The 25,815-nt window shown below is 74.7% G+C and carries 23 protein-coding genes; 14 read left to right on the forward strand and 9 right to left on the reverse strand.

Features of this window, described 5'->3' with window-relative positions; all coding sequences use genetic code 11:
• Nucleotides 1-38: 38 nt before the first annotated feature.
• Complete coding sequence (locus BJP59_RS06900; protein WP_194522541.1) at nucleotides 39-3,545, forward strand: AfsR/SARP family transcriptional regulator; 3,507 nt, start codon at nucleotides 39-41, stop codon at nucleotides 3,543-3,545.
• A 21-nt stretch (nucleotides 3,546-3,566) separates the two neighbouring features.
• On the opposite strand, the gene BJP59_RS06905 is transcribed toward BJP59_RS06900, so the two are convergent.
• Both BJP59_RS06905 and BJP59_RS06910 read right to left on the reverse strand, forming a co-directional pair.
• Entirely contained in the window at nucleotides 3,567-4,421 is an 855-nt protein-coding gene (locus BJP59_RS06905) for an ABC transporter permease (RefSeq protein WP_194522542.1), read from the reverse strand.
• Nucleotides 4,418-5,455, reverse strand: a complete 1,038-nt coding sequence (locus BJP59_RS06910; RefSeq protein ID WP_194522543.1) for an ATP-binding cassette domain-containing protein — start codon at nucleotides 5,453-5,455, stop codon at nucleotides 4,418-4,420. The genes BJP59_RS06905 and BJP59_RS06910 overlap by 4 nt, the downstream gene beginning before the upstream one ends.
• 279 nt (nucleotides 5,456-5,734) lie before the next feature.
• Between BJP59_RS06910 and BJP59_RS06915 the strand changes: the two genes are divergently transcribed.
• Nucleotides 5,735-6,721: a patatin-like phospholipase family protein gene (locus BJP59_RS06915; RefSeq protein WP_228485318.1), complete on the forward strand. Its 987-nt coding sequence runs from the start codon at nucleotides 5,735-5,737 to the stop codon at nucleotides 6,719-6,721.
• Between the two features lie 48 nt (nucleotides 6,722-6,769).
• Here BJP59_RS06915 and BJP59_RS06920 read toward each other — a convergent pair whose 3' ends face one another.
• The 3 genes from BJP59_RS06920 to BJP59_RS06930 form a co-directional block, all read right to left on the reverse strand.
• Nucleotides 6,770-7,723, reverse strand: coding sequence for a COX15/CtaA family protein (locus BJP59_RS06920; protein WP_194522545.1), 954 nt, complete (start codon nucleotides 7,721-7,723; stop codon nucleotides 6,770-6,772).
• A 68-nt stretch (nucleotides 7,724-7,791) separates the two neighbouring features.
• Nucleotides 7,792-8,595 carry an ABC transporter permease gene (locus tag BJP59_RS06925; RefSeq protein WP_034656080.1) on the reverse strand — a complete coding sequence of 268 codons (804 nt, stop codon included), beginning with the start codon at nucleotides 8,593-8,595 and terminating at the stop codon, nucleotides 7,792-7,794.
• Complete coding sequence (locus tag BJP59_RS06930; protein WP_194522546.1) at nucleotides 8,592-9,548, reverse strand: ABC transporter ATP-binding protein; 957 nt, start codon at nucleotides 9,546-9,548, stop codon at nucleotides 8,592-8,594. The genes BJP59_RS06925 and BJP59_RS06930 overlap by 4 nt, the downstream gene beginning before the upstream one ends.
• 205 nt (nucleotides 9,549-9,753) lie before the next feature.
• Here BJP59_RS06930 and BJP59_RS06935 point away from each other — a divergent pair, with 205 nt between their 5' ends.
• The 11 genes from BJP59_RS06935 (at nucleotide 9,754) to BJP59_RS06985 (ending at nucleotide 21,708) form a co-directional block, all read left to right on the forward strand.
• Nucleotides 9,754-10,542, forward strand: a complete 789-nt coding sequence (locus BJP59_RS06935; protein WP_076404969.1) for a helix-turn-helix transcriptional regulator — start codon at nucleotides 9,754-9,756, stop codon at nucleotides 10,540-10,542.
• Between the two features lie 94 nt (nucleotides 10,543-10,636).
• Entirely contained in the window at nucleotides 10,637-12,097 is a 1,461-nt protein-coding gene (gene sufB, locus BJP59_RS06940; RefSeq protein ID WP_021480877.1) for a Fe-S cluster assembly protein SufB, read from the forward strand.
• 1 nt (nucleotide 12,098) lies between these two features.
• Nucleotides 12,099-13,355: a Fe-S cluster assembly protein SufD gene (sufD, locus tag BJP59_RS06945; protein ID WP_194522547.1), complete on the forward strand. Its 1,257-nt coding sequence runs from the start codon at nucleotides 12,099-12,101 to the stop codon at nucleotides 13,353-13,355.
• Nucleotides 13,352-13,696, forward strand: a complete 345-nt coding sequence (locus BJP59_RS06950; RefSeq protein WP_021480875.1) for a non-heme iron oxygenase ferredoxin subunit — start codon at nucleotides 13,352-13,354, stop codon at nucleotides 13,694-13,696. The genes sufD and BJP59_RS06950 overlap by 4 nt, the downstream gene beginning before the upstream one ends.
• Before the next feature lie 67 nt (nucleotides 13,697-13,763).
• On the forward strand, nucleotides 13,764-14,546 hold the full coding sequence (gene sufC / locus BJP59_RS06955) for a Fe-S cluster assembly ATPase SufC (protein ID WP_021480874.1): 783 nt from the start codon (nucleotides 13,764-13,766) through the stop codon (nucleotides 14,544-14,546).
• 27 nt (nucleotides 14,547-14,573) lie between these two features.
• Entirely contained in the window at nucleotides 14,574-15,890 is a 1,317-nt protein-coding gene (locus BJP59_RS06960; RefSeq protein ID WP_194522548.1) for a cysteine desulfurase, read from the forward strand.
• Nucleotides 15,891-15,901: 11 nt separating this feature from the next.
• Complete coding sequence (gene sufU / locus BJP59_RS06965) at nucleotides 15,902-16,438, forward strand: Fe-S cluster assembly sulfur transfer protein SufU (protein WP_194522549.1); 537 nt, start codon at nucleotides 15,902-15,904, stop codon at nucleotides 16,436-16,438.
• Entirely contained in the window at nucleotides 16,435-16,788 is a 354-nt protein-coding gene (locus BJP59_RS06970; RefSeq protein ID WP_194228448.1) for a metal-sulfur cluster assembly factor, read from the forward strand. The genes sufU and BJP59_RS06970 overlap by 4 nt, the downstream gene beginning before the upstream one ends.
• A gap of 174 nt (nucleotides 16,789-16,962) precedes the next feature.
• Nucleotides 16,963-18,456, forward strand: coding sequence for a winged helix-turn-helix domain-containing protein (locus tag BJP59_RS06975; protein ID WP_194522550.1), 1,494 nt, complete (start codon nucleotides 16,963-16,965; stop codon nucleotides 18,454-18,456).
• A 298-nt stretch (nucleotides 18,457-18,754) separates the two neighbouring features.
• Nucleotides 18,755-21,310, forward strand: a complete 2,556-nt coding sequence (gene nirB / locus BJP59_RS06980; RefSeq protein WP_194522969.1) for a nitrite reductase large subunit NirB — start codon at nucleotides 18,755-18,757, stop codon at nucleotides 21,308-21,310.
• A complete protein-coding gene (locus BJP59_RS06985) occupies nucleotides 21,307-21,708 on the forward strand; it encodes a nitrite reductase (NAD(P)H) small subunit (RefSeq protein ID WP_021481600.1) in 402 nt (133 codons plus the stop codon). The genes nirB and BJP59_RS06985 overlap by 4 nt, the downstream gene beginning before the upstream one ends.
• Nucleotides 21,709-21,735: 27 nt before the next feature.
• On the opposite strand, the gene BJP59_RS06990 is transcribed toward BJP59_RS06985, so the two are convergent.
• Nucleotides 21,736-22,293 (reverse strand): DinB family protein, encoded by a 558-nt coding sequence (locus BJP59_RS06990; protein WP_086150287.1) that lies wholly within the window; start codon nucleotides 22,291-22,293, stop codon nucleotides 21,736-21,738.
• A 118-nt stretch (nucleotides 22,294-22,411) separates the two neighbouring features.
• Between BJP59_RS06990 and BJP59_RS06995 the strand changes: the two genes are divergently transcribed.
• Entirely contained in the window at nucleotides 22,412-23,197 is a 786-nt protein-coding gene (locus BJP59_RS06995; protein ID WP_194522551.1) for a lysoplasmalogenase, read from the forward strand.
• On the opposite strand, the gene BJP59_RS07000 is transcribed toward BJP59_RS06995, so the two are convergent.
• The 3 genes from BJP59_RS07000 to BJP59_RS07010 form a co-directional block, all read right to left on the reverse strand.
• Entirely contained in the window at nucleotides 23,162-23,731 is a 570-nt protein-coding gene (locus tag BJP59_RS07000) for a DapH/DapD/GlmU-related protein (RefSeq protein ID WP_194522552.1), read from the reverse strand. The two genes, BJP59_RS06995 and BJP59_RS07000, sit on opposite strands and share 36 nt — an antisense overlap.
• Before the next feature lie 9 nt (nucleotides 23,732-23,740).
• Nucleotides 23,741-24,619 (reverse strand): helix-turn-helix transcriptional regulator, encoded by an 879-nt coding sequence (locus BJP59_RS07005; protein WP_194522553.1) that lies wholly within the window; start codon nucleotides 24,617-24,619, stop codon nucleotides 23,741-23,743.
• 97 nt (nucleotides 24,620-24,716) lie between these two features.
• Nucleotides 24,717-25,760, reverse strand: a complete 1,044-nt coding sequence (locus tag BJP59_RS07010; RefSeq protein WP_194216269.1) for a zinc-binding dehydrogenase — start codon at nucleotides 25,758-25,760, stop codon at nucleotides 24,717-24,719.
• Nucleotides 25,761-25,815: the final 55 nt, after the last annotated feature.

The following is a 25,815-nucleotide window of genomic DNA, read 5'->3' on the forward strand; positions in this document are numbered from 1 at the left end:
CGGGACGGCGTCGGCACCGAGGACTAGTGTTCTGCGTCGTGCGCCACCACGACGACCTCCCGGCACCGCCCGAGGTGCTCGTGCGCGTCCTCGGGCCGGTCCGCGTGCCCGGGCCCGACGGTCGGGCGGTCGCCCCGCGCGGACCGCGTGCGGCGGCGCTCGTGGTCGCGCTCGCGCTCGCGGGCGGTCGGACGCTCGGCGTGGCCTCGCTCGTCGAGGACCTGTGGGGCCCGGACGCGCCCCAGGACCCGCGCGCCGCGCTGCAGAGCCTCGTCTCGCGCCTGCGGCGCGACGCGGCGTCGGGGACCGTGCTGTCGCGCTCCGGGGGCTACGCGCTCGGCGCGCCGAGCGACCTCGACCTCGCACTTGGCGCGCTCGCCCGCGCGCGCGGCGCGCTCGCCCGGGCCCGGGAGGGCGGCCGGGACACCGACGGCGCCGCCGCGGTCGTCGCCGACCTGCGCGCCGCGCTCGCCTCGTGGAGCGACGAGGAGCCCGGCACGGGCGTGCCCGGTCCCGTCGCCCAGGCGCTGCGCACCGAGGCCGCGCGGCTCCGGGCCGGACTGACGGCCGCCCTGCGGTCGGCCGCCGCTGCCGCCGGGGACCACGTGACCGTGACGGCGCTGGCGTCCGCGGCGCTCGACGAGGACGCGACCGACGAGGACGCCGCGCGCGACCTCGTGACGAGCCTCGCGGCGTCGGGCCGGGAGGGCGAGGCCCTCGCCGCCTACGCGCGCCTGCGGCACGCGCTCGTCCGCGAGCTCGGCACCGACCCGGCCCCGGACCTCCAGCAGCTCGCCGCGAACCTGCTCGGCAGGTCGTCGTCCGCGCCCGACGCGGTGCCCACCCGCGTGTCTGCCCCCGTGAACGTCCCCGTGCCCGGTCCTCCGGCCGAGCGCGGCGGTCCGGGGGACGGCGAGGCACCCCGCTCCGGCGGCGAGCACCCGGTCGAGCCGGTCGGTCGCGCCACGTCCGTGCGTGGCCTGCGGGCGGCGCCGGACGCGCTCGTCGGCCGGGACGAGGACGTCGACGCCGTCCGGGACGCGCTCGCGCGGGCCCGGCTCGTGACCGTCCTCGGCCCCGGCGGTCTCGGCAAGACGCGCCTCGCGCAGGAGGTCGCGCGGCGCACGGCGGTGACCGGCTCGGTCGACCTGGTGGTCGTCGTCGAGCTCGCGGGCGTGCGCTCGGACGCGGACGTCGTCGTGGCGCTGGCCGACGGCCTGGGCATCTCGCCGCCGGCCCGCACCGGGCGGCTCGCCGACCGCCTCGCGGCGCCCGAGCTGCGCGAGCAGGTGCTCGACCGGGTACGCGGGCGCGCGGCGCTGCTCGTGCTGGACAACTGCGAGCACGTCCTCGACGGCTCCGCGCGCTGGGCCGCCGACCTGCTCGGCGCGGCGCCCGGGCTCGTGGTGCTCACGACGAGCAGGTCGCCGCTCCGGCTCGCCGCCGAGCTCGTCTACCCGCTCGAGCCGCTCGGTGCGACCGCGGGCGACGGTCCCGCCGTGCGCCTCTTCGTCGAGCGTGCGCACGCGGTCCGGCCGGGTGCGAGCCTGCCGCCCGCCGTCGTCGCGCGGCTGTGCGACCGCCTCGACGGGCTGCCGCTCGCCATCGAGCTCGCCGCGGCGCGCGTGCGGACCCTGAGCGTCGAGGAGGTGGAACGTCACCTCGACGAGCGCTTCGCGCTCCTGCGCTCCGGGGACCGGACCGCCCCGGACCGGCACCGCACGCTCGAGGCGGTGATCGAGTGGAGCTGGAACCTGCTGGGCCCGGCCGAGCAGGACCTGCTGTGCCGCGTCGCCGTCTTCCCGGACGGCTTCTCCGCCGAGGCGGCGCAGGCCGTGTCCGACGCCGGGAGCCGGGCGCCGTCGCGGGCGCCGGCCTGGGAGGTCCTCGACGCGCTCGACGGGCTCGTCGCGCAGTCGCTGCTGCGCGTCACCGAGGACGACGGCGTCGTGCGCTACCGGATGCTCGAGACGGTGCGCGAGTTCGGCGCCCTCCGGCTCGAGGCGACCGGGACGACGGGCCCGGCGCGCGAGGCCGTGCAGCGCTGGGCGGCCCGCCTCGCGACGCGGTGCGCCGACGCGCTCGTGGGCGGGGACCAGGCCGCCGCGGCGACGGACCTGCGCCGCGAGCAGGAGAACCTCGTCTTCGCGCTCCGCGAGGCGGTGCGGGACGAGCGCCCCGACGTCGTCGTGCGCGTGTTCACCGCGCTCACCGGGTCCTGGCTCCTGCTCGGCGTCGAGGACCAGGCCACCGGCCTCGTGGAGGTGGTCCTCGACTCGGTCGTCGGGTGGGACGTGCCGCCCGGCGACGTCCAGCCCGCCGCGCTCGCGCTCGCCGCCGTCGCGGGGGCGAGCGCGTTCGCCCGGCCCGAGCTGACGGCCCGCGCCCTCGGTCGCCTGCGCCGGCTGCTGCGACGCCCCGAGGCAGGGCCGCGGACCCGTGCCCTCGCCCGCCTGCTCACCGTCCGCAGCCAGGAGGAGATGGAGGCGACGCTCGCCGGGCTCCGCGCGTCCGACGACGCGTTCGTGGCGATGCTCGCCGAGTTCACGACGGCGCAGACCGCGGAGAACGAGGGTCGGCTCGCCGAGGCCCGGCGCTGGGGCGAGCGCGCGCACGACCGCGCGGTGGCCCGCGGTGACGTCGCGGCCCGCGCCACCACGGCGATGTTCCTCGCGTCGTGCGCGAGCGAGGCGGGGGACGCCGTGGACGTCGGGCGCTGGGCGCGCGCCGCGCGCGGCCACCTGCGGGCCCTCGGCGCGACGGCGACGCTGCAGCAGCTCGACTGGGTCGAGATGTCGGCCGCGGTGACGCTCGGGGAGACGGAGCGTGCCGAGCGGAAGCTCGCGGCGCTCGCGGGCGCGGTCGAGCACGGTCCCGTGGGCCCGGACGTCCCGGCGGACGTGCGGTCCGTCGTCGCGATGGCGCGCGCGGAGGTCGCGGCGCTGTACGGTGACGACGCCGCCGCCCTCGAGCTCTACGGGCAGGCCGCGGCGTCGTTCGACGGCGACGCGCGCTGGTCGCCCTGGTACGTGCTCCTCGTGTCGTCGTGGCTGGTGCGTCTCGCCGGGACCGGCGCCGGTGCCGGACCAGGGGCGTCCGCGGCCCGGGCGCGGGCCGCGGACGTCGCCGCGGAGCTCCGCGAGGTCGTGCTCGCGATGCACCGGGCCCGGCCGCACTTCGTCGACTACCCCGTCGCCGGGACGGCGTTCCTCGCGCTCGGTGTCGCCGCGGTGCTCGACGCCGGCCGGCACCCGGGGCCGGGAACGGGGGAGGGAGCCCTCCTCGTCGCGCTCGCCGAGCGGATGGGCTCGCGCCAGGACCAGCCCGCGCTGCGGCACGAGAGCGCGTGGGCCCAGGTCGCCGGAGCGGCGGGCGCGGACGCGGCGGAGCGCGCCCGGACGAGGGCTCGCGAGCTGTCCCGCGCGGACCTCGCCCGGCAGGGCTTCGCGCTGCTCGCCGCCGCGAACGCGGTCGACGACCCGACCGCCGCGGGCGGCCCGGACGACGACGGGGCCGGCGCCCGTCGGGGCGCCGACCCCGCCTGACGACGGCTCGGCCGTACCGCGTCAGGCCTTGCGCATGTAGGCCCGCACGGTGAGCGGTGCGAAGACCGCCACGATGACGGCGGCCCCGACGAGCGAGACCACGGCGTCCGAGCCCAGGCTGCCGGTGTTCGCGAGCTCGCGGACCGCGGTGACGAGGTGCGACACCGGGTTCACGGCGACGAAGCCCTGCAGCCAGCCCGGCATCGTGTCGGGCTGCACGAACGCGTTCGACAGGAACGTCAGGGGGAACAGGACGATCATCGAGATGCCCTGCACGCTCGACGCGGTCCGCGCGACGACGCCGAAGAACGCGAAGATCCAGCTCACCGCCCACGAGCAGACGATGACGAGCAGGCCCGCGAGCACGACCGCCCCGAGCCCGCCGCCGGGCCGGTAGCCCATGACGTAGCCCATCGTGAACGTGAGCGTCGTCGCGATGAGGTACCGGACGGTGTCGGCGAGCAGCGCGCCGGACAGCGGCGCGATCCGGGCGATGGGCAGCGACCGGAACCGGTCGAACACGCCCTTGTCCATGTCCTCGCGGAGCTGGGTGCCCGTGACGACCGACGTCGTGATGACGGTCTGCACGAGGATGCCGGGGATGATCGTCGGGAGGTAGCTCCCGACGTCGCCCGCGATCGCCCCGCCGAAGATGTACGTGAACATCAGCGTGAAGAGGATCGGCTGGAGCGTCACGTCGAACAGCTGCTCCGGCGTGCGCTTGATCTTCAGCAGACCGCGGTAGGCCATCGTCAGGGTGTGCTCGGCGGTCGCGCGGAGCGACGGCCGGTCCGCGAGGACGCGGTCGGCGCCCGCCTCGATCGGGCGTCGTGCCGTCGGGACGGCCGGTGCGGTGGTCGTGGTGGTGGTGCTCATCGCAGCGCCGCCTCTCGTGTCGTGGCCGCGCGGTCGCCGCGCGGGCGGGGGCCGGGGTCCGTCGGGCCGGGGTCGTCGTCGGCCGGGGTGTCCGCCGCGGTGCCGTGCCCCGTGAGCGTGAGGAAGACCTCGTCGAGGCTGGGCTTGTCCATGCTCAGCGAGCCGACCTCGATCCGGGCCTCGCGCAGGCGCACGAGGAGGTCGGTCACCGAGCCCGGTCCGGGCACGGGGACGGTGAGCCGTCGGGCCTCGGGGGAGACGGTCGCGGTGAGGCCGAGGGTGCGCTCGACGATCTCCAGCGCGGGCCCCACGTCGTCGCCGTGGGCGAGCGAGAGCTGCAGCGACTGGTCGCCGACGGCGTCCTTGAGGTCGTCCGCGGTGCCCTCCGCCACGACGCGCCCGCGGTCGATCACCGCGATGCGGTCCGCGAGCTGGTCCGCCTCGTCGAGGTACTGCGTCGTCAGCAGGACCGTCGAGCCGCTCGCGACGAGGTCGCGGATCGTGCCCCACATCTGGGCGCGCGTACGCGGGTCGAGGCCCGTCGTCGGCTCGTCGAGGAAGATGAGGGGCGGCTGGGCGATGAGGCTCGCGGCGAGGTCCAGCCGGCGGCGCATGCCGCCCGAGAAGTTCTTCAACGGTCGCGACGCCGCCTCGGAGAGCCCGAACGCGTCGAGCAGCTCCACGGCCTTGCGCCGCGCCTGCCCGCGCGAGAGCCCCAGCAGCCGCCCGAAGATCACGAGGTTCTCCGTCGCGCTGAGCGTCTCGTCGACGGACGCGTACTGACCCGTCACGCCGATGAGCTGGCGCACCCGGTGGGGGTGCGCGACGACGTCGTGCCCGAACACGCGGGCCTGCCCGGCGTCGGGACGCAGGAGCGTGGCGAGCATGCTGATGGTCGTCGTCTTGCCGGCGCCGTTGGGCCCGAGGACCCCGTAGACGGTGCCCGTGCGCACGGTGAGGTCCACGCCGTCGACGGCGCGGTGCGCGCCGAAGACCTTCACGAGGCCCTCGGCCTCGATCGCGGGGATGGTCATGTGTCCTCCTGGTCGGTGGGTTCACGACCAGGCTGGACGGGTGGCCTCGCACCGCGCTGTCACGGGAGCGCGGCCCGCTGTCACGCCGCTGTCACGCCGAGGCGCAGCCGTCGTCCTCGGCGGCGCGTGCTAGCGTCGACGGCGGTCGTGAACCGAGCCGAGGAGGTGAGCCCCGTGAACGCTGTGTCCGTACCGGGCGCTCCCTCGCTGCCCACGATCGCGCGACGGCCGTAGCCGTCCCCGGGAGCGCTCGCCGCACCATCGCGAGAGGCGACTCCCATGCGCACCACCACACCTTCTTCTGCACCGACCCCCTCAGACGCCGCGGTCCTCGGCCCGGCGGCAGCGTCCGTCCCGGTCCCCGCCCCGGCCCCGACCCCGACGACGGCCGAGCGCGCCCTCGTGCTCGGGGGCGGCGGGTCCACCGGCAACGCGTGGCTGATCGGCGTCGTCGCCGGTCTCGCCGACGCCGGGGTCGACGTCACGACGGCCGACCTCACGGTCGGGACGTCGGCCGGCGCCACCACCGCGGCGCAGCTCGCCGGCGCGACGCCCGCCGAGCTCTACGCCGCCGTCGTCGCCGGAGCCCCGCCGCGGCGCGCACCGGGTCCCGGGCGGGACGACCGCCGGGAGCGCACGCGCCAGGCGGCGGACCAGATGGCGCGCACGGCCGCGCTCATCGCCGCGGCGCGCGACGCGGCGGACATGCGGCGCCGGCTCGGCGCCGCGGCGCTCGACCTCCCGGCGGCCTCGGACGCGTCCGCGCAGGCGCGCTGGCGGGCGACGGTCGCGGCGCGCCTGCCGAGCACGGCGTGGCCGCGCCGCGCGCTGCTCGTCACCGCGGTCGACGCGCGGACCGGCGCACCGGTCGTCCTCGGCGCGCACAGCGGGGTCGACCTGGTGGACGCGGTCGCGGCGAGCTGCGCGGGCGGGTTCGCGTACGGCGTCGGGCCGGACCGGTTCATCGACGGCGGGTACCGCCGCAACGAGAACGCCGACGTCGCGGCGGGGTACCGCCGCGTGCTCGTGCTGTCACCGCTGGGCGGCAGGACGCGCACGCCGCGGGAGTGGGGCATGCAGCTCGACGCGCAGGTCGCGGAGCTGCGCGCGCAGGGCAGCGCGGTCGAGACGCTCGTCCCCGACGGGTCCGCCGAGGGGCTCGTGGGACCGCGGGCGATGGACCTGACGCTGCGCCCGTCCGCCGCCCGCGCGGGCCACGCCCAGGGCGTGGAGGCCGCCGACCGCGTCGCGCGCCTCTGGCGCTGAGCGCGGGCCCGGTCCGGCGCGTCGTCCGTCGATGCGCCGGACCCCGGGTCAGGTGCGCGTGCGGGTCGTGAGGACGACGCGCGTGGACCCGGCGACGAGCAGCGCCGAGCCGAGCATGTGCAGGCCCACGAGCAGCGCGGGCAGGCCCGTGAAGTACTGGACGTAGCCGATCGCGCCCTGGGCGAGCGTGATGGCGAGCAGGATCCACCCGGCGCGACGCACCTCCTGCGGCCCGCGGCGGACGCTCACGAGGTACGTGACGAGGACGGCGACGAAGACCCACACGGCCCACGCGTGGACCTTGCTCATGAGCGCCGGGTCGACGGCGAACCGGTACCCGACCTCCTCGTCACCGCTGTGCGGGCCCGCGCCCGTGACGATCACGCCGAGGACCACGACGACCGCGGTGAGCCCGTACAGCGCCCACGCGAGCGTGCGCGAGCGCGGCGCGACCGTCGGGACGGGCGGACCGTCGCCCTCCCCGGAACGGTGCAGCAGCAGCAGCGAGACGGACACGAGCGCCGCCGAGACCACGAAGTGGAGCGAGACCCAGCCCGGGTGCAGGTGCAGCAGGACGATGACGCCGCCGATGACCGCCTGCGCGGCCACGCCGAGGAGCGGCACGGCGCCCAGGAGCCGGTAGGACAGGACGCGCGAGCGGTCGGTCCACACGAGCACGAGGGCCGCGATCGCGATCACGCTCAGCACCCCGGTGAGCGTGCGGTTCCCGTACTCGACGAACTGGTGGTACGTCGTCTCCGGGTGGAAGCGCGCCGCGAACTGCCCGGGCTCGCACTGCGGCCACGTGGAGCACCCGAGGCCCGAGCCGGTCAGCCGGACGGCGCCGCCGGTGACGATGATGCCGATCTGCGCCACGAGGTTGGCGACGAGCACCGGCCGGGTCCAGCGGCGCAGCGGCGCGAGCCGGTCCGGTCGGGCGACGCCGTTGCCGACGGGGCGGTCGGTCGTGCCGGGGTCGAGCGCGGGGGGCGGGGTGCTCACGGTCCCACGGTATCGGGACGCGCGCGCAGCCCCGGAATCCTGCGGGTGTGAGATGTGCCCGGGGAGGGTCAGGTCCAGCGGAAGAGCTTGCCCGCGCCCCAGCCGAGCGCGGCGGTCCAGCCCAGCAGCACGACGACCGAGAACGGCGGGACGGAGCCGTCGAGCAGGGCGCCGCGCATCGCCTCGCCGAGCGCGCCCGACGGCAGCAGCAGGGCGACGTGCGCGAGCGGCCCGGGCAGCTGGTCCGCCGGGACGAGCACACCGCCGCCGACCGTGAGGAGCACGAGCACGAGGTTCGCGACCGCGAGCACGCCCTCGGCGCGCAGCGTGCCCGCGAGCAGCATCGCGAGCGACGTGAACGCCGCCGTGCCGAGCAGGACGGCGAGGAGCGCGGCCGGGATCCCCGCGACGTCGGGCTGCCAGCCGAGCGCGAGCGCGACGGCGGTGATGACGACGACCTGCACGACCTCGACCGCGAGCACGCCCAGCACCTTGCCCGCGAGCAGGCCGCCCCGGCCGAGGGGGGTCGTCGACATGAGGCGCAGCACGCCGTTGCGGCGGTCGAACGCCGTCGCGATGGCCTGGGACGTGAACGCCGTCGACATCACGGCGAGCGCGAGCACGCCCGGCGTCACGAAGTCGACGCGCGACGCACCGCCGGTGTCGAGGTCCACGAAGGACGTGAGCACGAGGCCGAGCAGGAGCATGACGGGCAGGATGATCGTCACGAGCAGCTGCTCGCCGTTGCGCAGGATCATCCGGGTCTCGAACGCCGTCTGGGCGGCGACGCGGCGCCACGCGGGCGCGGCGAGCTCGGTCCCGGCCGGTCCTCGGGCCGCGGCGGTGGCCGACGGCGTCTCGTTCGCGGTCATCGCAGGTGCCGTCCCGTGAGGTCGAGGAACACGTCCTCGAGCGTGCGGCGGCCCACCGTGACGCGCGACGCGAGGACGCCGCGCGCGGCGAGCCACGTCGTCAGCGCGACGAGCGTCGCCGGGTCGGCGGGGCCGGTGAGGGTGTACGAGCCGGGCTGCGGCTCGGCGACGGTCCACGACGCGGGGCCGGGGGCGCCGTCGGGCGCGGCGAGCGCGTCGCGCAGGCCGCCGAGATCGAGGCCGGCCGTCGCCTCGACGCGGACCGTGCGGTCCGTCTCCCCGTCGTCCCCGGACTCGAGGAGCTCGCGCGTCGCGCCCGCCGCGATCACCTTCCCGTGGTCGACGACGTACACCTGGTCCGCGAGGTCCTCCGCCTCGTCCATGAGGTGCGTCGTGAGGACGATCCCGACGCCCTCGGAGCGCAGCTCGCGCACGAGCTCCCACACGGCGTGCCGGCTCTGCGGGTCCATGCCCGCGCTCGGCTCGTCGAGGAAGACGACCTCGGGCCGCCCGACGATCGCCGCGGCGAGCGCGAGGCGCTGCCGCTGGCCGCCGGACAGGCGCCGGACGGTCGTGCGCGCGAAGCTCTCCAGCCCGAGGCGCTCGGTGAGCTCGCCGACGTCGCGCGGCCGGGCGTACATCGACGCGACGTGCCGCAGCATCTCCAGCGCGCGCACGCCCGTCGGCAGCCCGCCGTCCTGGAGCATGACGCCCACGCGGGGACGCAGCTCGCGCGCGTCGGTCAGCGGGTGCAGCCCGAGCACCTCGACGCGCCCGGCGTCGGGGGAGCGCAGGCCCTCGCAGCACTCGACGGTCGTCGTCTTGCCGGCGCCGTTGGGGCCGAGCACCGCGGTGATCGCGCCGCGCTCGGCGGTGAGGGACACGCCGTCGACGACGGCACGACCGTCGTAGCGCTTGACGAGGTCGTGCACGAGCACGGCGGGGGCGGGCACCCGGCCGATTCTAGGCGGAGCGCGCGCGCCCGCCGACCCGCGCCCGCCCAGGTCGCGCGGGGTGTCGCGTACGCCACATCCACCGCGTCAGGGCCCCGTCTGAGGGTCGCCTTGCTTGCGCCGGAACAATTAGGGAACAACCATGTTGTCTATATCGAGGGCGCTGCGCGCGCAGGCGTGCCCCCGACCGACCACGGAGGTGAGCATGGGAGCAGGAGCGGTCCGACCGGACGCGCTGCGTACCGTCGCCCCCTCCGGCGCGCCCGCTGCCGACGTCGACCGGCGCACGCGCGAGCGCGTGCTCGAGCTCGTCGCGAGCGCGGGCCCCGTCAGCGCGGCCGACCTCGCCGCGACGCTGGGCCTCACGCCCGCCGCGGTGCGCCGCCACCTCGCCCTCCTCGAGGAGGACGACCTCGTCGCCGTGCACGACGCCGGGCACCCCACCGGGATGCGCGGCCGCCCCGCGCGGCGGTACGTGACGACGTCGGCCGGCCAGGGCGAGCTCAGCGGCACCTACGCCGACCTCGCCGCGCAGGCGCTGCGCTACCTGCGCGACGTCGCGGGACCGGGCGCCGTCGAGCGCTTCGCCCAGGACCGGCTGTCCGAGCTCGCCGACCGCTACGCGGACCGGCTCGACGCGCCGGACGTCGAGGGCCGCGCGGCCCAGCTCGCCGCCGCGCTCGCCGACGACGGCTACGCCGCGAGCGTGCGCCCCGTGCCGGGCACCTCCGCCGTCCAGCTGTGCCAGGGGCACTGCCCGGTGCAGCATGTCGCCGAGGAGTTCCCGCAGCTGTGCGAGGCGGAGGCCCAGGTCTTCGCCAAGCTGCTCGGCTCGCACGTGCAGCGCCTCGCGACCCTCGCGACGGGCGCGCACGCGTGCACCACGAACGTGCCGGTCGGGATCTCCGTCCCGGCCCCCGCACCGCGGGTGGCGCGAGCCGCCCTGGCCCACGACGTCCGGGCGCGGGGGCGCCCGTCGTCGGGCGAGACCTGACCCCGAGGGGCGCCCCGCCCCGCCCGCACGACCTCCCCCGAAGAACCTGTACCGACTGCCCCCGCCCGCAACGACGGACAGTGGAAGGACGACCATGAGCGCTCCCACCCAGGACGCCGCCGGCACGGCTCTGCCGACCGGTGAGAAGCAGACCGACGACGAGATCATCGCCTCGATCGGCGCCTACGAGTACGGCTGGCACGACTCCGACGAGGCGGGCCAGATCGCGCAGCGCGGCCTCGACGAGGACGTCGTGCGCAACATCTCCCGGCTCAAGAACGAGCCCGAGTGGATGCTGAACCAGCGCCTCAAGGCGCTGCGCCTGTTCGGCAAGAAGCCCATGCCGAGCTGGGGCTCCGACCTCACCGGCATCGACTTCGACAACATCAAGTACTTCGTGCGCTCCACGGAGAAGCAGGCCGCCACGTGGGACGACCTGCCCGAGGACATCAAGGAGACGTACGACAAGCTCGGCATCCCCGAGGCGGAGAAGCAGCGCCTCGTCGCGGGCGTCGCCGCGCAGTACGAGTCCGAGGTGGTCTACCACCAGATCAACGAGGAGCTCGAGCGCCAGGGCGTCATCTTCCTCGACACGGACACCGCGCTGCGCGAGCACCCGGAGATCTTCCAGGAGTACTTCGGCACCGTCATCCCGTCGGGCGACAACAAGTTCGCCGCGCTCAACTCGGCCGTGTGGTCGGGCGGGTCCTTCGTCTACGTGCCGCCGGGCGTGCACGTCGAGATCCCGCTGCAGGCCTACTTCCGCATCAACACGGAGAACATGGGCCAGTTCGAGCGGACGCTGATCATCGCGGACGAGGGCTCGTACGTGCACTACGTCGAGGGCTGCACCGCGCCGATCTACTCGTCGGACTCGCTGCACTCCGCGGTCGTCGAGATCGTCGTGAAGAAGAACGCCCGCGTGCGCTACACGACGATCCAGAACTGGTCGAACAACGTCTACAACCTCGTGACCAAGCGGGCGACCGCGGCCGAGGGCGCGACGATGGAGTGGGTCGACGGCAACATCGGCTCCAAGGTCACCATGAAGTACCCGGCGATCTACCTGCTCGGCGAGCACGCGCGCGGCGAGACGCTGTCGATCGCGTTCGCGGGCGAGGGCCAGCACCAGGACGCCGGGGCCAAGATGGTCCACGCGGCGCCCCACACGTCGTCGTCGATCGTCTCGAAGTCGGTCGCGCGCGGCGGTGGCCGCACGTCCTACCGCGGCCTGGTCCAGGTGCTCGAGGGCGCCTCGCACTCGGCCTCGACCGTGCTGTGCGACGCGCTGCTCGTCGACCAGATCTCCCGGTCCGACACCTACCCGTACGTCGACGTCCGCGAGGACGACGTGTCCATGGGGCACGAGGCGACGGTCTCGCGGGTGAGCGAGGACCAGCTGTTCTACCTCATGTCCCGAGGCATGGAGGAGACCGAGGCGATGGCCATGATCGTGCGCGGGTTCGTCGAGCCCATCGCGCGCGAGCTGCCCATGGAGTACGCGCTCGAGCTCAACCGCCTCATCGAGCTGCAGATGGAAGGGTCCGTCGGCTGATATGACCACCACCACCGTTCCCGAAGAGGCCGGTCTGACCACCGACCACTCGCGCGCGCAGGCCGACGGGGCGCACTCCCACGGCGTCGTCGTGCCCCAGGGCTCGCGCGCCGAGCGGCTCACGTCGTTCGACCTCGCCGACATCCCCGTGCCCTCCGGGCGCGAGGAGGAGTGGCGCTTCTCGCCCGTGGCGCGCCTCGCGCCCCTGTTCGACGACACGATCGTCGGGCAGAGCGGCGGCGGCGACGTGCGCGTCACGGTCGTCGAGGCGCCCGAGGTCGAGGTCACGATCGTCGGCCGCGGCGACGAGCGCCTCGGCACCGCCGGCGAGCCCGGCGACCGCACGGCCGTGACGGCGTGGAACGCCTTCGAGCAGGCCACCGTCGTCACGGTGCCGAAGGAGGCCGTCGCCTCCGACGTCACCTCGGTCCGCATCGAGGGCCACGGCTCCACGCCGACGGCGAGCCACGTCCTCGTGCGCGCCGAGCGGCACTCCGAGGCCGTCGTCGTGCTCGACCACGTGGGCGCCGCGACGCTCAACGAGACGGTCGAGATCGTCGTCGAGGACGGCGCGCACCTCACCGTCGTGTCCGTCCAGGACTGGGCCGACGGCGCCGTGCACGCGTCGTCGCACCGCGCGCGGATCGGGCGCGACGCGCGCCTCAAGCACGTGGTCGTCACGCTCGGCGGCGACGTCGTGCGCGTCACCCCGGACGCGGAGTTCACGGCCGAGGGCGGCGAGGTCGAGATGGTGGGCCTCTACTTCGCGGACGCTGACCAGCACCAGGAGCACCGCCTGTTCGTCGACCACGCCGTCCCGCGCTGCAAGTCCCGCGTGACGTACAAGGGCGCGCTGCAGGGCGAGGGCGCGCACGCCGTGTGGGTCGGGGACGTGCTCATCCGGGCCGAGGCCGAGGGCACCGACACGTACGAGCTCAACCGCAACCTCGTCCTCACGGACGGCGCGCGCGCGGACTCGGTGCCGAACCTCGAGATCGAGACGGGCGAGATCGAGGGCGCGGGGCACGCGTCCGCGACCGGACGCTTCGACGACGAGCAGCTCTTCTACCTGCAGGCTCGCGGCATCCCGGAGGTCGAGGCGCGCCGTCTCGTCGTCCGCGGCTTCTTCGCCGAGCTCATCCAGGAGATCGGCGTCGCGTCGGTCGAGGAGCGCCTGCTCGAGGCGATCGAGCGCGAGCTGAGCAAGTCCATGTCGATCATCGACGGGAGCGCCGAGCCCGCCGAGGCGACGGCGTGACCGCACAGCCTGCCTGCACGACGTCCGACCTCGGCCCGGAGGAGGCGCTGCGCGTCGAGCTCCCGGCCGAGGACGGGCGCGTCGTCGAGGTCGCGGTCGTGCGCGACGGCGACGGCGGGTGGCACGCGATCTCCGACATCTGCTCGCACGGGGCCGTGTCCCTGTCCGACGGGGAGGTCGAGGGCTGCTTCGTCGAGTGCTGGCTGCACGGCTCGCAGTTCGACCTGCGGACCGGCATGCCGACCGCGCTGCCCGCGATGCGGCCCGTGCCGGTCTACCCGGTGACGGTCGACGGCGAGCAGGTGCTCGTCGACGTCGACCGCGTCGTCGCTCCCACCTGACCCGACCTCCTCTGACCCGGCGCGCCGCGCGCGCCCCCCAGCTCAAGAACCTCTTGGAGAACCACTGATGTCCACTCTCGAGATCCGCGACCTGCACGTCAGCGTCGAGACCAAGGAAGGGCCGAAGCCGATCCTGCGCGGCGTCGACCTGACGATCGCCAGCGGCGAGGTCCACGCCATCATGGGCCCGAACGGCTCGGGCAAGTCCACGCTCGCCTACTCGATCGCCGGCCACCCCAAGTACCAGGTCACCGGCGGCACCGTGACGCTCGACGGCGAGGACGTCCTCGCCATGAGCGTCGACGAGCGCGCCCGCGCGGGCCTGTTCCTCGCCATGCAGTACCCGGTCGAGGTCCCCGGCGTCTCCGTGTCCAACTTCCTGCGCACCGCGAAGACCGCGATCGACGGCGAGGCCCCCGCGCTGCGCCACTGGGTCAAGGACGTCAAGGGCGCCATGGAGCGCCTGCGCATGGACGACTCCTTCGCCGAGCGCTCGGTCAACGAGGGCTTCTCCGGCGGTGAGAAGAAGCGCCACGAGATCCTCCAGATGGAGCTCCTCCAGCCGAAGTTCGCCGTCCTCGACGAGACCGACTCGGGCCTCGACGTCGACGCGCTGCGCATCGTCTCCGAGGGCGTGAACCGCGTCCACGAGGCGACCCAGGCGGGCGTCCTGCTCATCACGCACTACACGCGCATCCTGCGCTACATCAAGCCGGACTTCGTCCACGTCTTCGTCGACGGCAAGGTCGCGGAGGAGGGCGGCCCGGAGCTCGCCGAGCGCCTGGAGGAGGAGGGCTACGACCGCTACCTCGGTGGCGCCGTCGAGTCCGCCTCGGCCGCCTCGGCCTGAGCGCTCGCACCACCTGAGGAGACGACCATGACGACCACCGCGCACCCCGCAGGGCAGCACGCCGGTCCGGCGCGCCTGACCGACGTCGAGCTCGCCGCCGTGCGGGCGGACTTCCCGCTGCTCGAGCGCACCGTGCGCGGTGGTCGTCCGCTCGTCTACCTCGACTCCGCGGCCACCGCGCAGAAGCCGCAGGTCGTCCTCGACACCGAGGTCGACTTCTACGAGGAGCGCAACGCGGCCGTGCACCGCGGCGCGCACCAGCTCGCCGAGGAGGCGACGGAGGCGTTCGAGGACGCCCGGGCCGACGTCGCGGCGTTCGTCGGTGCGCGCCCGGGCGAGATCGTCTGGACGTCGGGAGCGACGGCCGCGATCAACCTCGTCGCGTACGGGATCTCGAACGCGACGCTCGGCCGCGGGGGAGAGGCGGCCCGCCGCTTCGCGCTCGCGCCGGGCGACGAGATCGTCATCACGGAGGCCGAGCACCACGCGAACATCGTGCCGTGGCAGGAGCTCGCGGCCCGCACCGGGGCCGTCCTGCGCTGGTTCGAGGTGGACGACGACGGTCGCGTGCGCGTCGAGGACGCGGCGACCGTCATCACCGAGCGCACGCGCGTCGTGGCCTTCACGCACGTGTCGAACGTGACGGGCGCGGTCACCCCGGTCGAGCCGATCGTGGCCCGGGCGCGCGAGGTCGGGGCGCTCACGGTGCTCGACGCGTGCCAGTCCGTGCCGCACCTGCCGGTCGACCTGCCCGCGCTCGGCGTCGACTTCGCCGCGTTCTCGGCGCACAAGATGCTCGGCCCCACGGGCGTGGGCGTGCTGTACGGGCGGCGCGAGCTGCTCGAGGCGCTGCCGCCCGTGACGACCGGCGGGTCGATGATCGAGGTCGTCACGATGACCGAGTCGTCGTACATGGCGCCGCCGCAGCGGTTCGAGGCGGGCACGCAGCCCGTCGCGCAGGTCGTCGGGTTCGGCGCCGCGGCGAAGTACCTGCACGAGCTCGGCATGGACGGCGTCGCCGCGCACGAGTACGAGCTCGCCGCGGAGCTGCTGCGCATCGGGGAGATCCCCGGCGTGCGCATCATCGGCCCGCGCGAGCCGGCCGACCGCCTCGCCGTCGTGTCGTTCGTCGTGGACGGCGTGCACGCGCACGACGTCGGCCAGGTGCTCGACGACGCAGGCATCGCCGTGCGCGTCGGTCACCACTGCGCCCAGCCCCTGCACCGCCGCTTCGGGATCGCCGCGACCGCGCGCGCGTCGGCGTCGGTGTACACCACGCGCGAGGACGTCGACGCGTTCCGGGAAGCATTGGCCGGGGTCCGCGCGTTCTTCTCGGTGGACTGAGAGAGGACCCGATGAGCTCGATCGAGCAGATGTACCAGCAGGTCATCCTCGACCACGCGAAGACCCCGCACGGCCGGGGCCTGGTCGAGGTGGCGGACGGCGCGGCGAGCGGCCAGTCGCACCAGGTGAACCCCACGTGCGGCGACGAGGTGACGCTGCGCGTCGAGCTCGCCGGCGGCACCATCGACCGGGTGAGCTGGGAGGGGCAGGGCTGCAGCATCTCGCAGGCGTCCCTGTCCGTCCTCACCGACCTCGTGACGGGCCGCCCGGCAACGGAGGCCGAGCACCTCGGCGACGTCTTCCGCGAGCTCATGGGCTCGCGCGGGAAGGGCCTCGACGAGGCCGCGGAGGACGAGCTCGGTGACGCCACGGTGTTCACGGGCGTCTCGCGCTACCCTGCACGGATCAAGTGCGCCCTGCTCGGCTGGGCCGCGCTGCGCGACTCGCTCGTCACCTCGGGCGCCCTGAGCGCGCTCGGCGACGCATCGACCGCACTGGCTTCCGACGCGGCGCTCGCCGCGCGGGGAACGACGGAGGAGAACCGATGACCACCGAGACCGGCGCGCCCGTCGAGGGCGCCACGCCGAGCCCGCCGAACGTCGCGGACGTCGAGGAGGCGATGCGCGACGTCATCGACCCCGAGCTCGGCATCAACGTCGTCGACCTCGGCCTCGTCTACGGCATCCAGATCGACCAGAACAACCACGCCGTCATCGACATGACCCTCACGTCCGCGGCGTGCCCGCTGACGGACGTCATCGAGGACCAGTCCGCGCAGGCGCTCGAAGGCCTCGTCGACGGCTTCCGCGTCAACTGGGTCTGGATGCCGCCGTGGGGCCCGGAGAAGATCACCGACGACGGCAAGGAGCAGCTCCGCGCGCTCGGCTTCAACGTCTGAGACCACCGCTGCGACCGACGCCGCGTCCCCGTCCGGGGGCGCGGCGTCGTGCTGTTCCCGGCAGGTCGTGCGGTGCCGTTCGCGCCCGGCCGCGGTTCGCCCCTTCCGGTACGTTGACGCGGATCGTCCTGAGTGTTGGGATATGTGCGCCCACACCACTTTTCGGAGGACGACGTGACACAGCAGGACCAGACCGGCGCGGGCGGTTCCCCGCGGCAGGTGCGCTATCGCGGCCGGCACCTCCCGATGGTGGCGGTGGTCATCGCGGCGACGATCGCCACCGCCCTGGCGTACAGCGGCATGGTCCTGTTCGGTCTCGAGGTGGCGCACATGTCGCCGCTCGAGGCGTACGGGCTCGCGGGCTTCCTCGAGATCAGCCTCGTCGCCGTGGCGCTCATGGCACGCAACGCCGCGCTGGAGGGGCGGCCCTACGGCGTGCTCCTCGCGCTCACGTGGGTGCTCTCGGGGACGTCGGGCCTGTTCGCCGCTCTCCACGAGATCGCCGTCCCGACGGCGAGCACCCCGTACATGGTGGTGTTCCGGTTCGTGCCGCCGCTGGTCGCCGCGCTCATGTGGCACCTCGCCCTCGTGGGGGAGCGGCACATGGTCACGGGCCACACGCTCGAGGAGCGCCGTCGTGAGCTGCGCGTCCACGGGTACGTGTCCGCCCTGGAGCAGTGGCGCGACGCGCGCGCCGACAGCGCTGGCTCGCCGGCGGACCTGCGCAAGGTCCGCGCCGCGCACGAGCGCCAGCGCGCCGCCCGTGACGCCGCGCTCAAGCTGCTGACCGTCGAGGACTTCGAGCGTCGCATGCAGGTCTGGGTCGACCGCCTGGAGGCCGCGGAGCGGCACGGCAACCGGCTCGACCTCATCGGAGCGAGCTCCGCGAAGCGCGGCACCGCGCGGGGCAGGGCCGGCGCTGCGGCGTCCGAGGTGCCCGCGCCCGCCGAGGCACCCGCGGTCGTGGCCGTCGGGGCGGCAGTGTCCGCAGCGACGAGCGGCCCGGCTCCGCTCGCCTCCCGGCCCGCGAGCGGTGACGAGTCCGATGCGGTCGAGGCTCTCCCGGCGGTCGAGCCGGCAGACGCCGTGACGCCCGACGCCGTGACGCCCGCCGTCGACGTGCCCGCCGCCGACGTGTCCGACGACGTCGCGTCGGACGCCGCGCCGTCGTCCGACCTGCCGGTGCGCGAGGTGACCCGCGAGCTCCTCGCCGCCGAGGCGGCTGCCGAGGTCTCCGACGCGGAGACCGCGCAGGAGGCGCGCGCCGCCGAGCCCGCGTTCGAGGCCCTGCCGGACCTCGAGGCGCGGGTGAAGGAGATCTTCGGGCGCACGCGGCCCCTCCCGTGGGAGCAGCCCGTCCCCGAGGAGGCGGAGACGACGTCGGCCCCCGAGCCCCCGGCCGTGACGGGCCACACGCGGCGCGTGGAGGTCTTCGACCTCCCTCGGCCGCAGGACGTGGAGGCGACCACGGCGGACGACGTCGAGACGACGCTCGGTGAGGACCCGACCGCCGAGCGCGACCGGCGCATCGTCGAGCTCGTGCGCGAGGGCCTCAACCAGCGCGAGATCGCCCAGCGGGTCTCGGCGTCGCGGTCGACCGTGAGCCGCGTCGTGCGTCGTTACGAGGACCAGCTGGCCGACGAGGCCCGCGAGCTCGCGAACGCCTGAGCTCCCGCCGGACGATCGGCGTCACGACGCCGCGTCCCGTCCGGGGCGTGGCGTCGTGCCGTCCCCACCGCACGCATGGCCGGCGGGTGGCTTTCGCCGTGGGTACCGAGGACCTTGGTCCCGGGGCGGCTGTGGTCGGACCGCGTCGCCTAGGGTCGGGGCAGGCACCGGTCGCACCCGGGTCGGGGCCTCGACGCAGCCCCGCCTCTTGAAAGTGCTCCCCGTGGCCTCCCTCTCTCAGCCCTCGCCCCACGACGGCCCTCTGGACGGCGACCGGATCGTCGTCGTCGGCGCCGGCATGACGGCCCACCGCCTCGTCGCGGGCCTGCGCTCGCGCGACCCCGAGGGCGCCTGGTCCGTCACCGTGATCGGTGACGAGCCGCACGAGCCGTACGACCGCGTGCACCTGTCCGAGTGGTTCGACGCCCGCGACGTGGACGCCCTCGCCCTGGACCGCGCGGTGTGGGACGACCCGCGCGTCACGCTCGTCACCGGGGACGCGGTCGCGTCGCTCGACCGCACGGCGAGCGTCGTGACGACACGGTCGGGGCGCCAGGTCCATTACGACCGCGCCGTGCTCGCGACGGGCTCGTGGGCGTGGACGCCGCGCGCGGAGGGCACGGACCTGCCGGGCCTGTTCACCTACCGCACGCTGGACGACGTCGAGCGGCTCGCCGAGTGGGTGCGCCTGCGCGAGCGGGCGCTGGGTCGGGCGGTGCGCGGCGTCGTCGTGGGCGGTGGCGTGCTGGGCCTCGAGGCGGCGGCAGCGCTCCAGCGGCTGGGCGCGGAGGCCACGGTCGTGGAGTTCGCCGACCGGCTCATGAGCGTCCAGCTCGACCAGGGCGGCGGCGAGATGCTGCGCCTGCTCATCGAGGACCTCGGCGTCACGGTCCGCACGGGTGCGGGCGCGCACCGGTTCCTGCCCGCGGGCGACGGGTCCGTGGGCTCGGTCGAGCTCACGGACGGCTCCGAGCTGGCGACCGACGTCGTCGTCTTCTCCGTGGGCATCCGGCCGCGCGACAGGGTGGCGCGCGAGGCGGGCCTGGCGATCGGCGAACGCGGCGGCGTCGTCGTCGGCGAGGCGTGCCAGACCTCCGACCCGGGCGTGTGGGCGATCGGCGAGTGCGCGTCGGTCGACGGCGCGTGCGCGGGGCTGGTCGCGCCCGGGAACGACATGGCCGACGTCGTCGTCGACCGCTTCCTCGGCGGCGAGCGCGTGCACCGGCGCACCGACGACGGCACCAAGCTCAAGGGCGTGGGCGTCGAGGCAGCGTCGTTCGGCGACGTCAACGCGGTGAGCGCGGGCGCGCTCGAGGTGTCGTTCGTCGACCCGATCCACCGCCGGTACCGCAAGCTCGTGCTCTCGGACGACGCGACGACGCTGCTGGGCGGCGTGTTCGTCGGCGACATCGGGCTCTACTCGGCGCTGCGTCCGCTCCTGGGCCGTCCGCTCGGCGCCGACCCCGCGGCTGTGATCGCGCCCGACGGCGAGGGCCTGGCCGAGACCGAGCTGCCCGACGAGGCCGTCGTGTGCTCGTGCAACAACGTCGACGCCGGGACGGTCCGGGCTGCGGTGACCGAGCACGGTTGCCGGACGATCGGGCAGGTCAAGGACTGCACGACGGCGGGCACGGTGTGCGGGTCGTGCGTCCCGGCGCTCACCAAGCTGTTGAACGGCGAGCTGTCCCGGGCGGGCGTCACCGTCTCGGACGCGCTGTGCGAGCACTTCGCGATGTCCCGGGCGGCGTTGTACCGCATCGTGCGGGAGGAAGGGCTGCGCACGTTCTCCGAGATCGTCGCGGCGCACGGGACGGGCCGCGGCTGCGCCGTCTGCCGCCCGACGGTCGCGTCGATCCTCTCGACGCTGCGCCGCGGGCACGTCCTCGAGGGCGAGCAGGCCGCGCTCCAGGACACCAACGACCACGTCATGGCGAACCTGCAGAAGAACGGCACCTACTCGGTGATCCCGCGGATGCCCGGGGGCGAGGTGCGTGCGGACCAGCTCCTGGAGTTCGCGAAGGTCGCCGACGAGTTCGGGCTCTACGTGCGCGTGACCGGAGGACAGCGGCTGGCGATGTTCGGCGCGCGCCTCGACCAGCTCCCGGAGATCTGGCGGCGCCTGACGGCCGTGGGGTTCGAGTCCGGGCACGCGTACGGGAAGTCGCTGCGCACCGTGAAGACGTGCGTCGGGCGTACGTGGTGCCGGTTCGGCGTGCAGGACTCGTCGGCCATGGCGGTGCGGCTCGAGCTGCGCTACCGCGGCCTGCGCTCGCCGCACAAGATCAAGTTCGGCGTCTCCGGGTGCGCGCGCGAGTGCGCCGAGGCTCGTGGCAAGGACGTCGGCATCATCGCGACCCACAAGGGGTGGAACCTCTACGTCGGCGGGAACGGCGGAGCCCAGCCGGCCCACGCCCAGCTCCTCGCCGAGGACCTCGACGACGAGACCCTGGTCCGCTACGTCGACCGGTTCCTCATGCTCTACGTCCAGGAGGCCGACCGTCTCCAGCGCACGGCGCCCTGGGTCGCGGAGCGCGCGGGCGGGCTCGAGGAGCTGCGCCGCGTCGTCGTCGAGGACTCGCTCGGGATCGCCGAGGAGCTCGAGGCGGCGATGGCCGAGCACGTGCGCGACTACGAGGACGAGTGGAGCGCGACGCTCGCGGACCCGGCGAAGCTGCGCAAGTTCACTCCGTTCGTCAACGCGCCGGAGGCGGTCGACGGCGACCTCGCGTTCGTCCCCGAACGCGGGCAGGTCCGTCCCGCCGACGAGACCGACGCCGTCGCCTACCCGGACCCCCGCGCAGCGCGCGACGTCGCGCTCGTCGCCGCCCGCACCGAGCTGGAGGACGCCCGATGAGCACGTTCGTCGACATCTGCGCGCTCGACGACCTCGAGCCCGAGCGCGGGGTCGGGGCCCTCCTGGGCGGGACCCAGATCGCCGTCTTCCGGCTCGCCGACGGCACCGTGCGCGCCGTCCAGCAGCGGGACCCGTACTCCGGCGCCAACGTGATGTCGCGCGGCCTCGTCGGCACGCACCGCGTCACGCTCGACGACGGCACGGAGCGCGACGTCGACACCGTGACCACCCCGATGCTCAAGCAGGTCTGGGACGTCGACACCGGCGAGGTGCTCGACGCCGGGGGCAAGGACCGCAGGCCGCTGGCGGTCTTCGCGGCCGAGGTGCGCGACGGGCGCGTCCTCGTCGCCGACGCCGCGACCTCGACACCGGGGACGGCGGGACGCGCGACGACGTGAGCGACAGGGGCGTCGTCGGCTGAGGCCCTACTGTCCGGTCCTGCCGTCGATCCGCTCGCGCAGGAGGTCGGCGTGCCCGCAGTGCCGGGCGTACTCCTCGATCCGGTGGACCAGGACCTCGCGGACCGCGACCCGGTCCACGCCGAGCCGCTCCCCGAGGTCCGGGTGCCGCGTCAGCACCGCGTCGGTCGCGGCCTGCTCGCGCGCCAGGTTCGCGTACGCCTCGTCCACCACGCCCTGGTCGGCGACCGCGCCGTCGAAGTCCGCGTCGTGCCCCCCGTACAGCGCCGGCTCGCCGTCGTCGTCGGAGACCCACCCCCGCCACTCCCGCTCCACCTCCGCGAGATGACGGACGAGGCCGAGCAACGACATCGTCGACGGCGGCACGGAGCGCCGTGCGAGCTGCTCGGGGTCGAGGCCCTCGCACTTCATGAGCAGCGTCGTCCGGTAGCTCGCCGTGTAGTCGAGCAGCGTCGCGAGCTCGCCGTCCGGGCTCACGCCGTCGGTGTTGCGCGGGTCCTCGTCCGGGTCCACCCACATGTCCGGGTAGACGGCTGCGCGGGTCCACCGCACGGGCTCGGTCATCGCCCCATGGTCGCGCGCACCGGGGTGCCCCACAAGATCATTCGCCCCGGTCCCACGCGCTAGGATCGGCCACCGCCGGCAAGGACGCCGGTGCACGACCGAAGGAGTCTCCTCGCCCATGATCGTCGCGTGGGGCACGCTCGCCCTGCTCACCCTCGTCCATCTCGCCGCCCACCTCCTCGGTGCCGAGACCCTCGCCGACACGTCGCAGTGGTTCCTCATGCCGGTCCTGGCGGGCTGCCTGTGGCTCGCCACGCGGCGCCACGCCGCCGCCGGCCCGGGTCGGCGCTCGCGGCTCGTCCGGCTCACGCTCGTGGCGCTGGGCTTCTCGTGGCTCGGCGACACCGCGCCCGACCTCGCTGACGGCGACACCGCCTTCCTGGTCATGGTCGGATTCTTCCTCTGCGCCCAGGTCACGTACACGATCGCGTTCTGGCCCTACCGTGCGGGCTCCGTCCTGCGCCGCCCGCTCGCGCTCGTGCCGTACGGTCTCGCTCTGCTCGCCCTCGTCGTCGCGTGCGCGCCCGACGCGGGGTCGCTGCTCGTCCCCGTCGTCGTCTACGGCGTGTGCCTCGTGACGATGGCCGTGGTCGCGACGGGCGTCGACCGGCTCGCCGCGGTCGGCGGTGCGGTCTTCCTCCTGTCCGACGCGCTCATCGCGCTGAACGCCTTCGCCCCGTGGTACGACCTGCCCGGGCACGGCTTCTGGGTCATGCTCACCTACGTCGTCGGCCAGGTGCTGCTCGTGCTCGGCGTGCTCCGGCGAGAGCGCGCGGCTGCGCTCCCCGTCGTGACGGCCGCCTCGAGGACGCCGCGCGCGGCGGACGGGTTCCCGGCGTCGGCCAGAGGGCGTGTGCCGGCCGGTGCCTCAGGCGTCGAGCGAGCGGACGACGCGAGCGGGTGAGCCGACGACGACCGTGCGCGGCGGCACGTCCCGGGTGACGACGGAACCGGCCCCCACGACGGCGTCGTCCCCGATCGTCACGCCCGGGAGGACGGTCACGTTCGCCCCCAGCCAGACGTTGCGGCCGAGGACGACGCGCGCCGGGTGCATGTCGGCGCGGCGGGCCGGGTCGAGGTCGTGGTTGAGGGTCGTGAGGACGGCGTTGTGCCCGATGAGGCAGCCGTCCCCGACGACGATGCCGCCCTGGTCCTGGAACCGGCAGCCGGAGTTGATGAAGACGTCCCGCCCGAGGGTGATGTTCTTGCCGAAGTCGGCCGTGAAGGGCGGGAAGAGGTTCACGGACTCGTGCACGGGCCTGCCCGTCAGCTCCGCGAGCAGCTCGCGGACGCGCTCGGGCGAGCGGTACGCGCCGTTGAGCTCGCCGGCGATGCGCAGCGCCTCCTGGCTCGTGCGGTGCATGACGTCGTGCAGCGGCGAGCCGCCGGGGATCGTCCGCCCGGCGTCGAGCTCCGCGAGCAGGTCGTCCAGGTCCATGGGTTCCTCTCAGTCGGTGGGTGCCGGCGTGCGAGCGGCGTCCTCGGACGCCGCCCACGACGCGAGCAGGCGCAGCGACTCCTCGCTCGGGGAGCCGGGCGTCGCGGTGTACACGGTCATGCCGAGCCCGGGGTCGCCGTGGAGCTCGAGCGTCTGGTAGTGCAGCTCGAGCTCCCCGACCACGGGGTGGCGGAACGTCTTCTGCCCGGCGTAGTGCCGGCGCACGTCGTGGGACGCCCACAGCTCGCGGAACCGTTCGCTGCGCGTCGACAGCTCGCCCACGAGCGCCTGGAGCCGCCGGTCGTGCGGGCTGCGGCCGGCCTCGCGCCGCAGGATCGTGACGTTCGTCCACGCCGCTCGGTCCCAGTCGGGGTAGAAGTCGCGGGACGCCGGGTCGAGGAAGATGTGCCGCGAGAAGTTCGCCGCTCCCGCGGAGCCCGCGATCATGGGCGCGTACATCGCGGACCCGAGCGCGTTGGCGGCGACGAGGTCCATGCGGTTGTTCTGGATGAACGCCGGCGCGGTGGTGATCGCGTCGAGCAGGTACTGCAGCTCGGGTCGCACCGGGGTGTCGCCGTGGCCACGCTGCGGGCGTGCGCCGACGGGGTTGGCGGTGCGCGCGAGGTCGAGCAGGTGCTCGCGCTCGGCCGCGTCGAGGAGGAGGGCCCGCGCGACGGACTCGAGCACGGCGTCGGACACGCCCCGCAGGTTCCCCCGCTCGAGCCGCGTGTAGTAGTCGACGCTCACCCCGGCGAGGCGGGCGACCTCGTCGCGGCGCAGCCCGTCGACGCGCCGACGGCCGCCGTACGTCTCGATGCCCGCCTGCTCGGGCGTCACCCGGGCGCGGCGGCTCATGAGGAACTCGCGCACCTCGGAACGGTTGTCCATGGCCTCCACGTCCTTCACGGTAGTGCGGGACGACGGCGCGACGCGCGAGCGGTGCACCCGTCCACGCGGCGCGGCTCCGGTCCGAGCGTCCCGCCGGTCAGAACGTGACGATCGTCTTGAGGGACTCGCGGCGGTCCATCGCGGCGTAGCCCTCGGCGATGTCGTCGAGCGCGACGGCCTGGTCGAACACGCGGCCGGGGTCGATCGCGCCGCTCAGCACCTGCGGGATCGCGTCCTCGAGGTACGCGCGGACGGGGGCGGGCCCGCCGGTGAGCGTGATGTTGCGGCCGAACAGCGAGGCGAAGCCGACGGGGGCGTCGTCGTACTGCGGCACGCCGACGCGACTGATCACGCCACCCGCGCGCACGACGCCGTAGGACTGCTCGTAGGCGGGCAGGTGCCCGACGGCCTCCACGACGACGTGGCTGCCCAGGCCGTCCGTGAGGTCGAGGACCCGCTGCACGCCCTCGGCGCCGCGCTCGGCGACGACGTCGGTCGCGCCCCACTCGCGCCCCAGGTCGGTCCGGGCCTCGTGACGGCCCATGAGGATGATGCGCTCGGCGCCCATGAGGCGTGCGGCGAGCACGGCGGACAGCCCGACCGCGCCGTCGCCGACGACGGTGACGGTCTGGCCCGGCGACACGCGCGCCATGTGCGCGGCGTGGTAGCCCGTGAGGTAGACGTCTGAGAGCGTGAGCAGGGACGGCAGCAGAGGGCTCGTCTCGTCGACGTCCGGCACGGCGACGAGGCTGCCGTCCGCGAGCGGGATGCGCGCGAGCTCGGCCTGCTGGCCGCCGACGTCGCCGGGGTTGCCGTAGAAGCCCCCGTGGGGGCACGCGGTCTGAAACCCGTCGCGGCACACGGCGCACGTGTTGTCCGACCAGGCGAACGGCGCGATCACCAGGTCACCCGGACGGACCGTCGCGACGGCGGACCCGGTCTCCTCCACGACGCCGAGGAGCTCGTGGCCGATCGGGACGCCCTCGTCGCTGCGTCCCATCGAGCGGTAGGGGTGCAGGTCCGAGCCGCAGACGCACGCGCGCACCGCGCGGACGATCGCGTCGGTCGGCTCGAGGATCGTCGGGTCGGGACGGGTCTCGACCCGGACGTCGCCCGCGCCGTAGATGATGGTGGCCTTCATGGAGCTCTCCTCGCTGTGGGGTGCGCTCACCATTCGACACCGCACCCCGGGGCCT

Source organism: Cellulosimicrobium sp. JZ28 (genome assembly GCF_015327065.1).
Classification (GTDB): Bacteria; Actinomycetota; Actinomycetes; order Actinomycetales; family Cellulomonadaceae; genus Cellulosimicrobium; species Cellulosimicrobium funkei.

Bases quoted from the DNA above. Each gene is read 5' to 3' on its own strand.
- BJP59_RS06990 (WP_086150287.1), bottom strand. From the start codon at position 22,293: ATGACCGAGCCCGTGCGGTGGACCCGCGCAGCCGTCTACCCGGACATG.
- BJP59_RS06985 (WP_021481600.1), top strand. From the start codon at position 21,307: ATGAGCACGTTCGTCGACATCTGCGCGCTCGACGACCTCGAGCCCGAG.
- BJP59_RS06910 (WP_194522543.1), bottom strand. From the start codon at position 5,455: ATGACCATCCCCGCGATCGAGGCCGAGGGCCTCGTGAAGGTCTTCGGC.
- BJP59_RS07000 (WP_194522552.1), bottom strand. From the start codon at position 23,731: ATGGACCTGGACGACCTGCTCGCGGAGCTCGACGCCGGGCGGACGATC.
- BJP59_RS06915 (WP_228485318.1), top strand. From the start codon at position 5,735: ATGCGCACCACCACACCTTCTTCTGCACCGACCCCCTCAGACGCCGCG.
- BJP59_RS06925 (WP_034656080.1), bottom strand. From the start codon at position 8,595: ATGACCGCGAACGAGACGCCGTCGGCCACCGCCGCGGCCCGAGGACCG.
- BJP59_RS07010 (WP_194216269.1), bottom strand. From the start codon at position 25,760: ATGAAGGCCACCATCATCTACGGCGCGGGCGACGTCCGGGTCGAGACC.
- BJP59_RS06995 (WP_194522551.1), top strand. From the start codon at position 22,412: ATGATCGTCGCGTGGGGCACGCTCGCCCTGCTCACCCTCGTCCATCTC.
- BJP59_RS07005 (WP_194522553.1), bottom strand. From the start codon at position 24,619: ATGGACAACCGTTCCGAGGTGCGCGAGTTCCTCATGAGCCGCCGCGCC.
- sufC (WP_021480874.1), top strand. From the start codon at position 13,764: ATGTCCACTCTCGAGATCCGCGACCTGCACGTCAGCGTCGAGACCAAG.
- sufU (WP_194522549.1), top strand. From the start codon at position 15,902: ATGAGCTCGATCGAGCAGATGTACCAGCAGGTCATCCTCGACCACGCG.
- nirB (WP_194522969.1), top strand. From the start codon at position 18,755: ATGACGGCCCACCGCCTCGTCGCGGGCCTGCGCTCGCGCGACCCCGAG.
- BJP59_RS06960 (WP_194522548.1), top strand. From the start codon at position 14,574: ATGACGACCACCGCGCACCCCGCAGGGCAGCACGCCGGTCCGGCGCGC.
- sufD (WP_194522547.1), top strand. From the start codon at position 12,099: ATGACCACCACCACCGTTCCCGAAGAGGCCGGTCTGACCACCGACCAC.
- sufB (WP_021480877.1), top strand. From the start codon at position 10,637: ATGAGCGCTCCCACCCAGGACGCCGCCGGCACGGCTCTGCCGACCGGT.
- BJP59_RS06905 (WP_194522542.1), bottom strand. From the start codon at position 4,421: ATGAGCACCACCACCACGACCACCGCACCGGCCGTCCCGACGGCACGA.
- BJP59_RS06935 (WP_076404969.1), top strand. From the start codon at position 9,754: ATGGGAGCAGGAGCGGTCCGACCGGACGCGCTGCGTACCGTCGCCCCC.
- BJP59_RS06970 (WP_194228448.1), top strand. From the start codon at position 16,435: ATGACCACCGAGACCGGCGCGCCCGTCGAGGGCGCCACGCCGAGCCCG.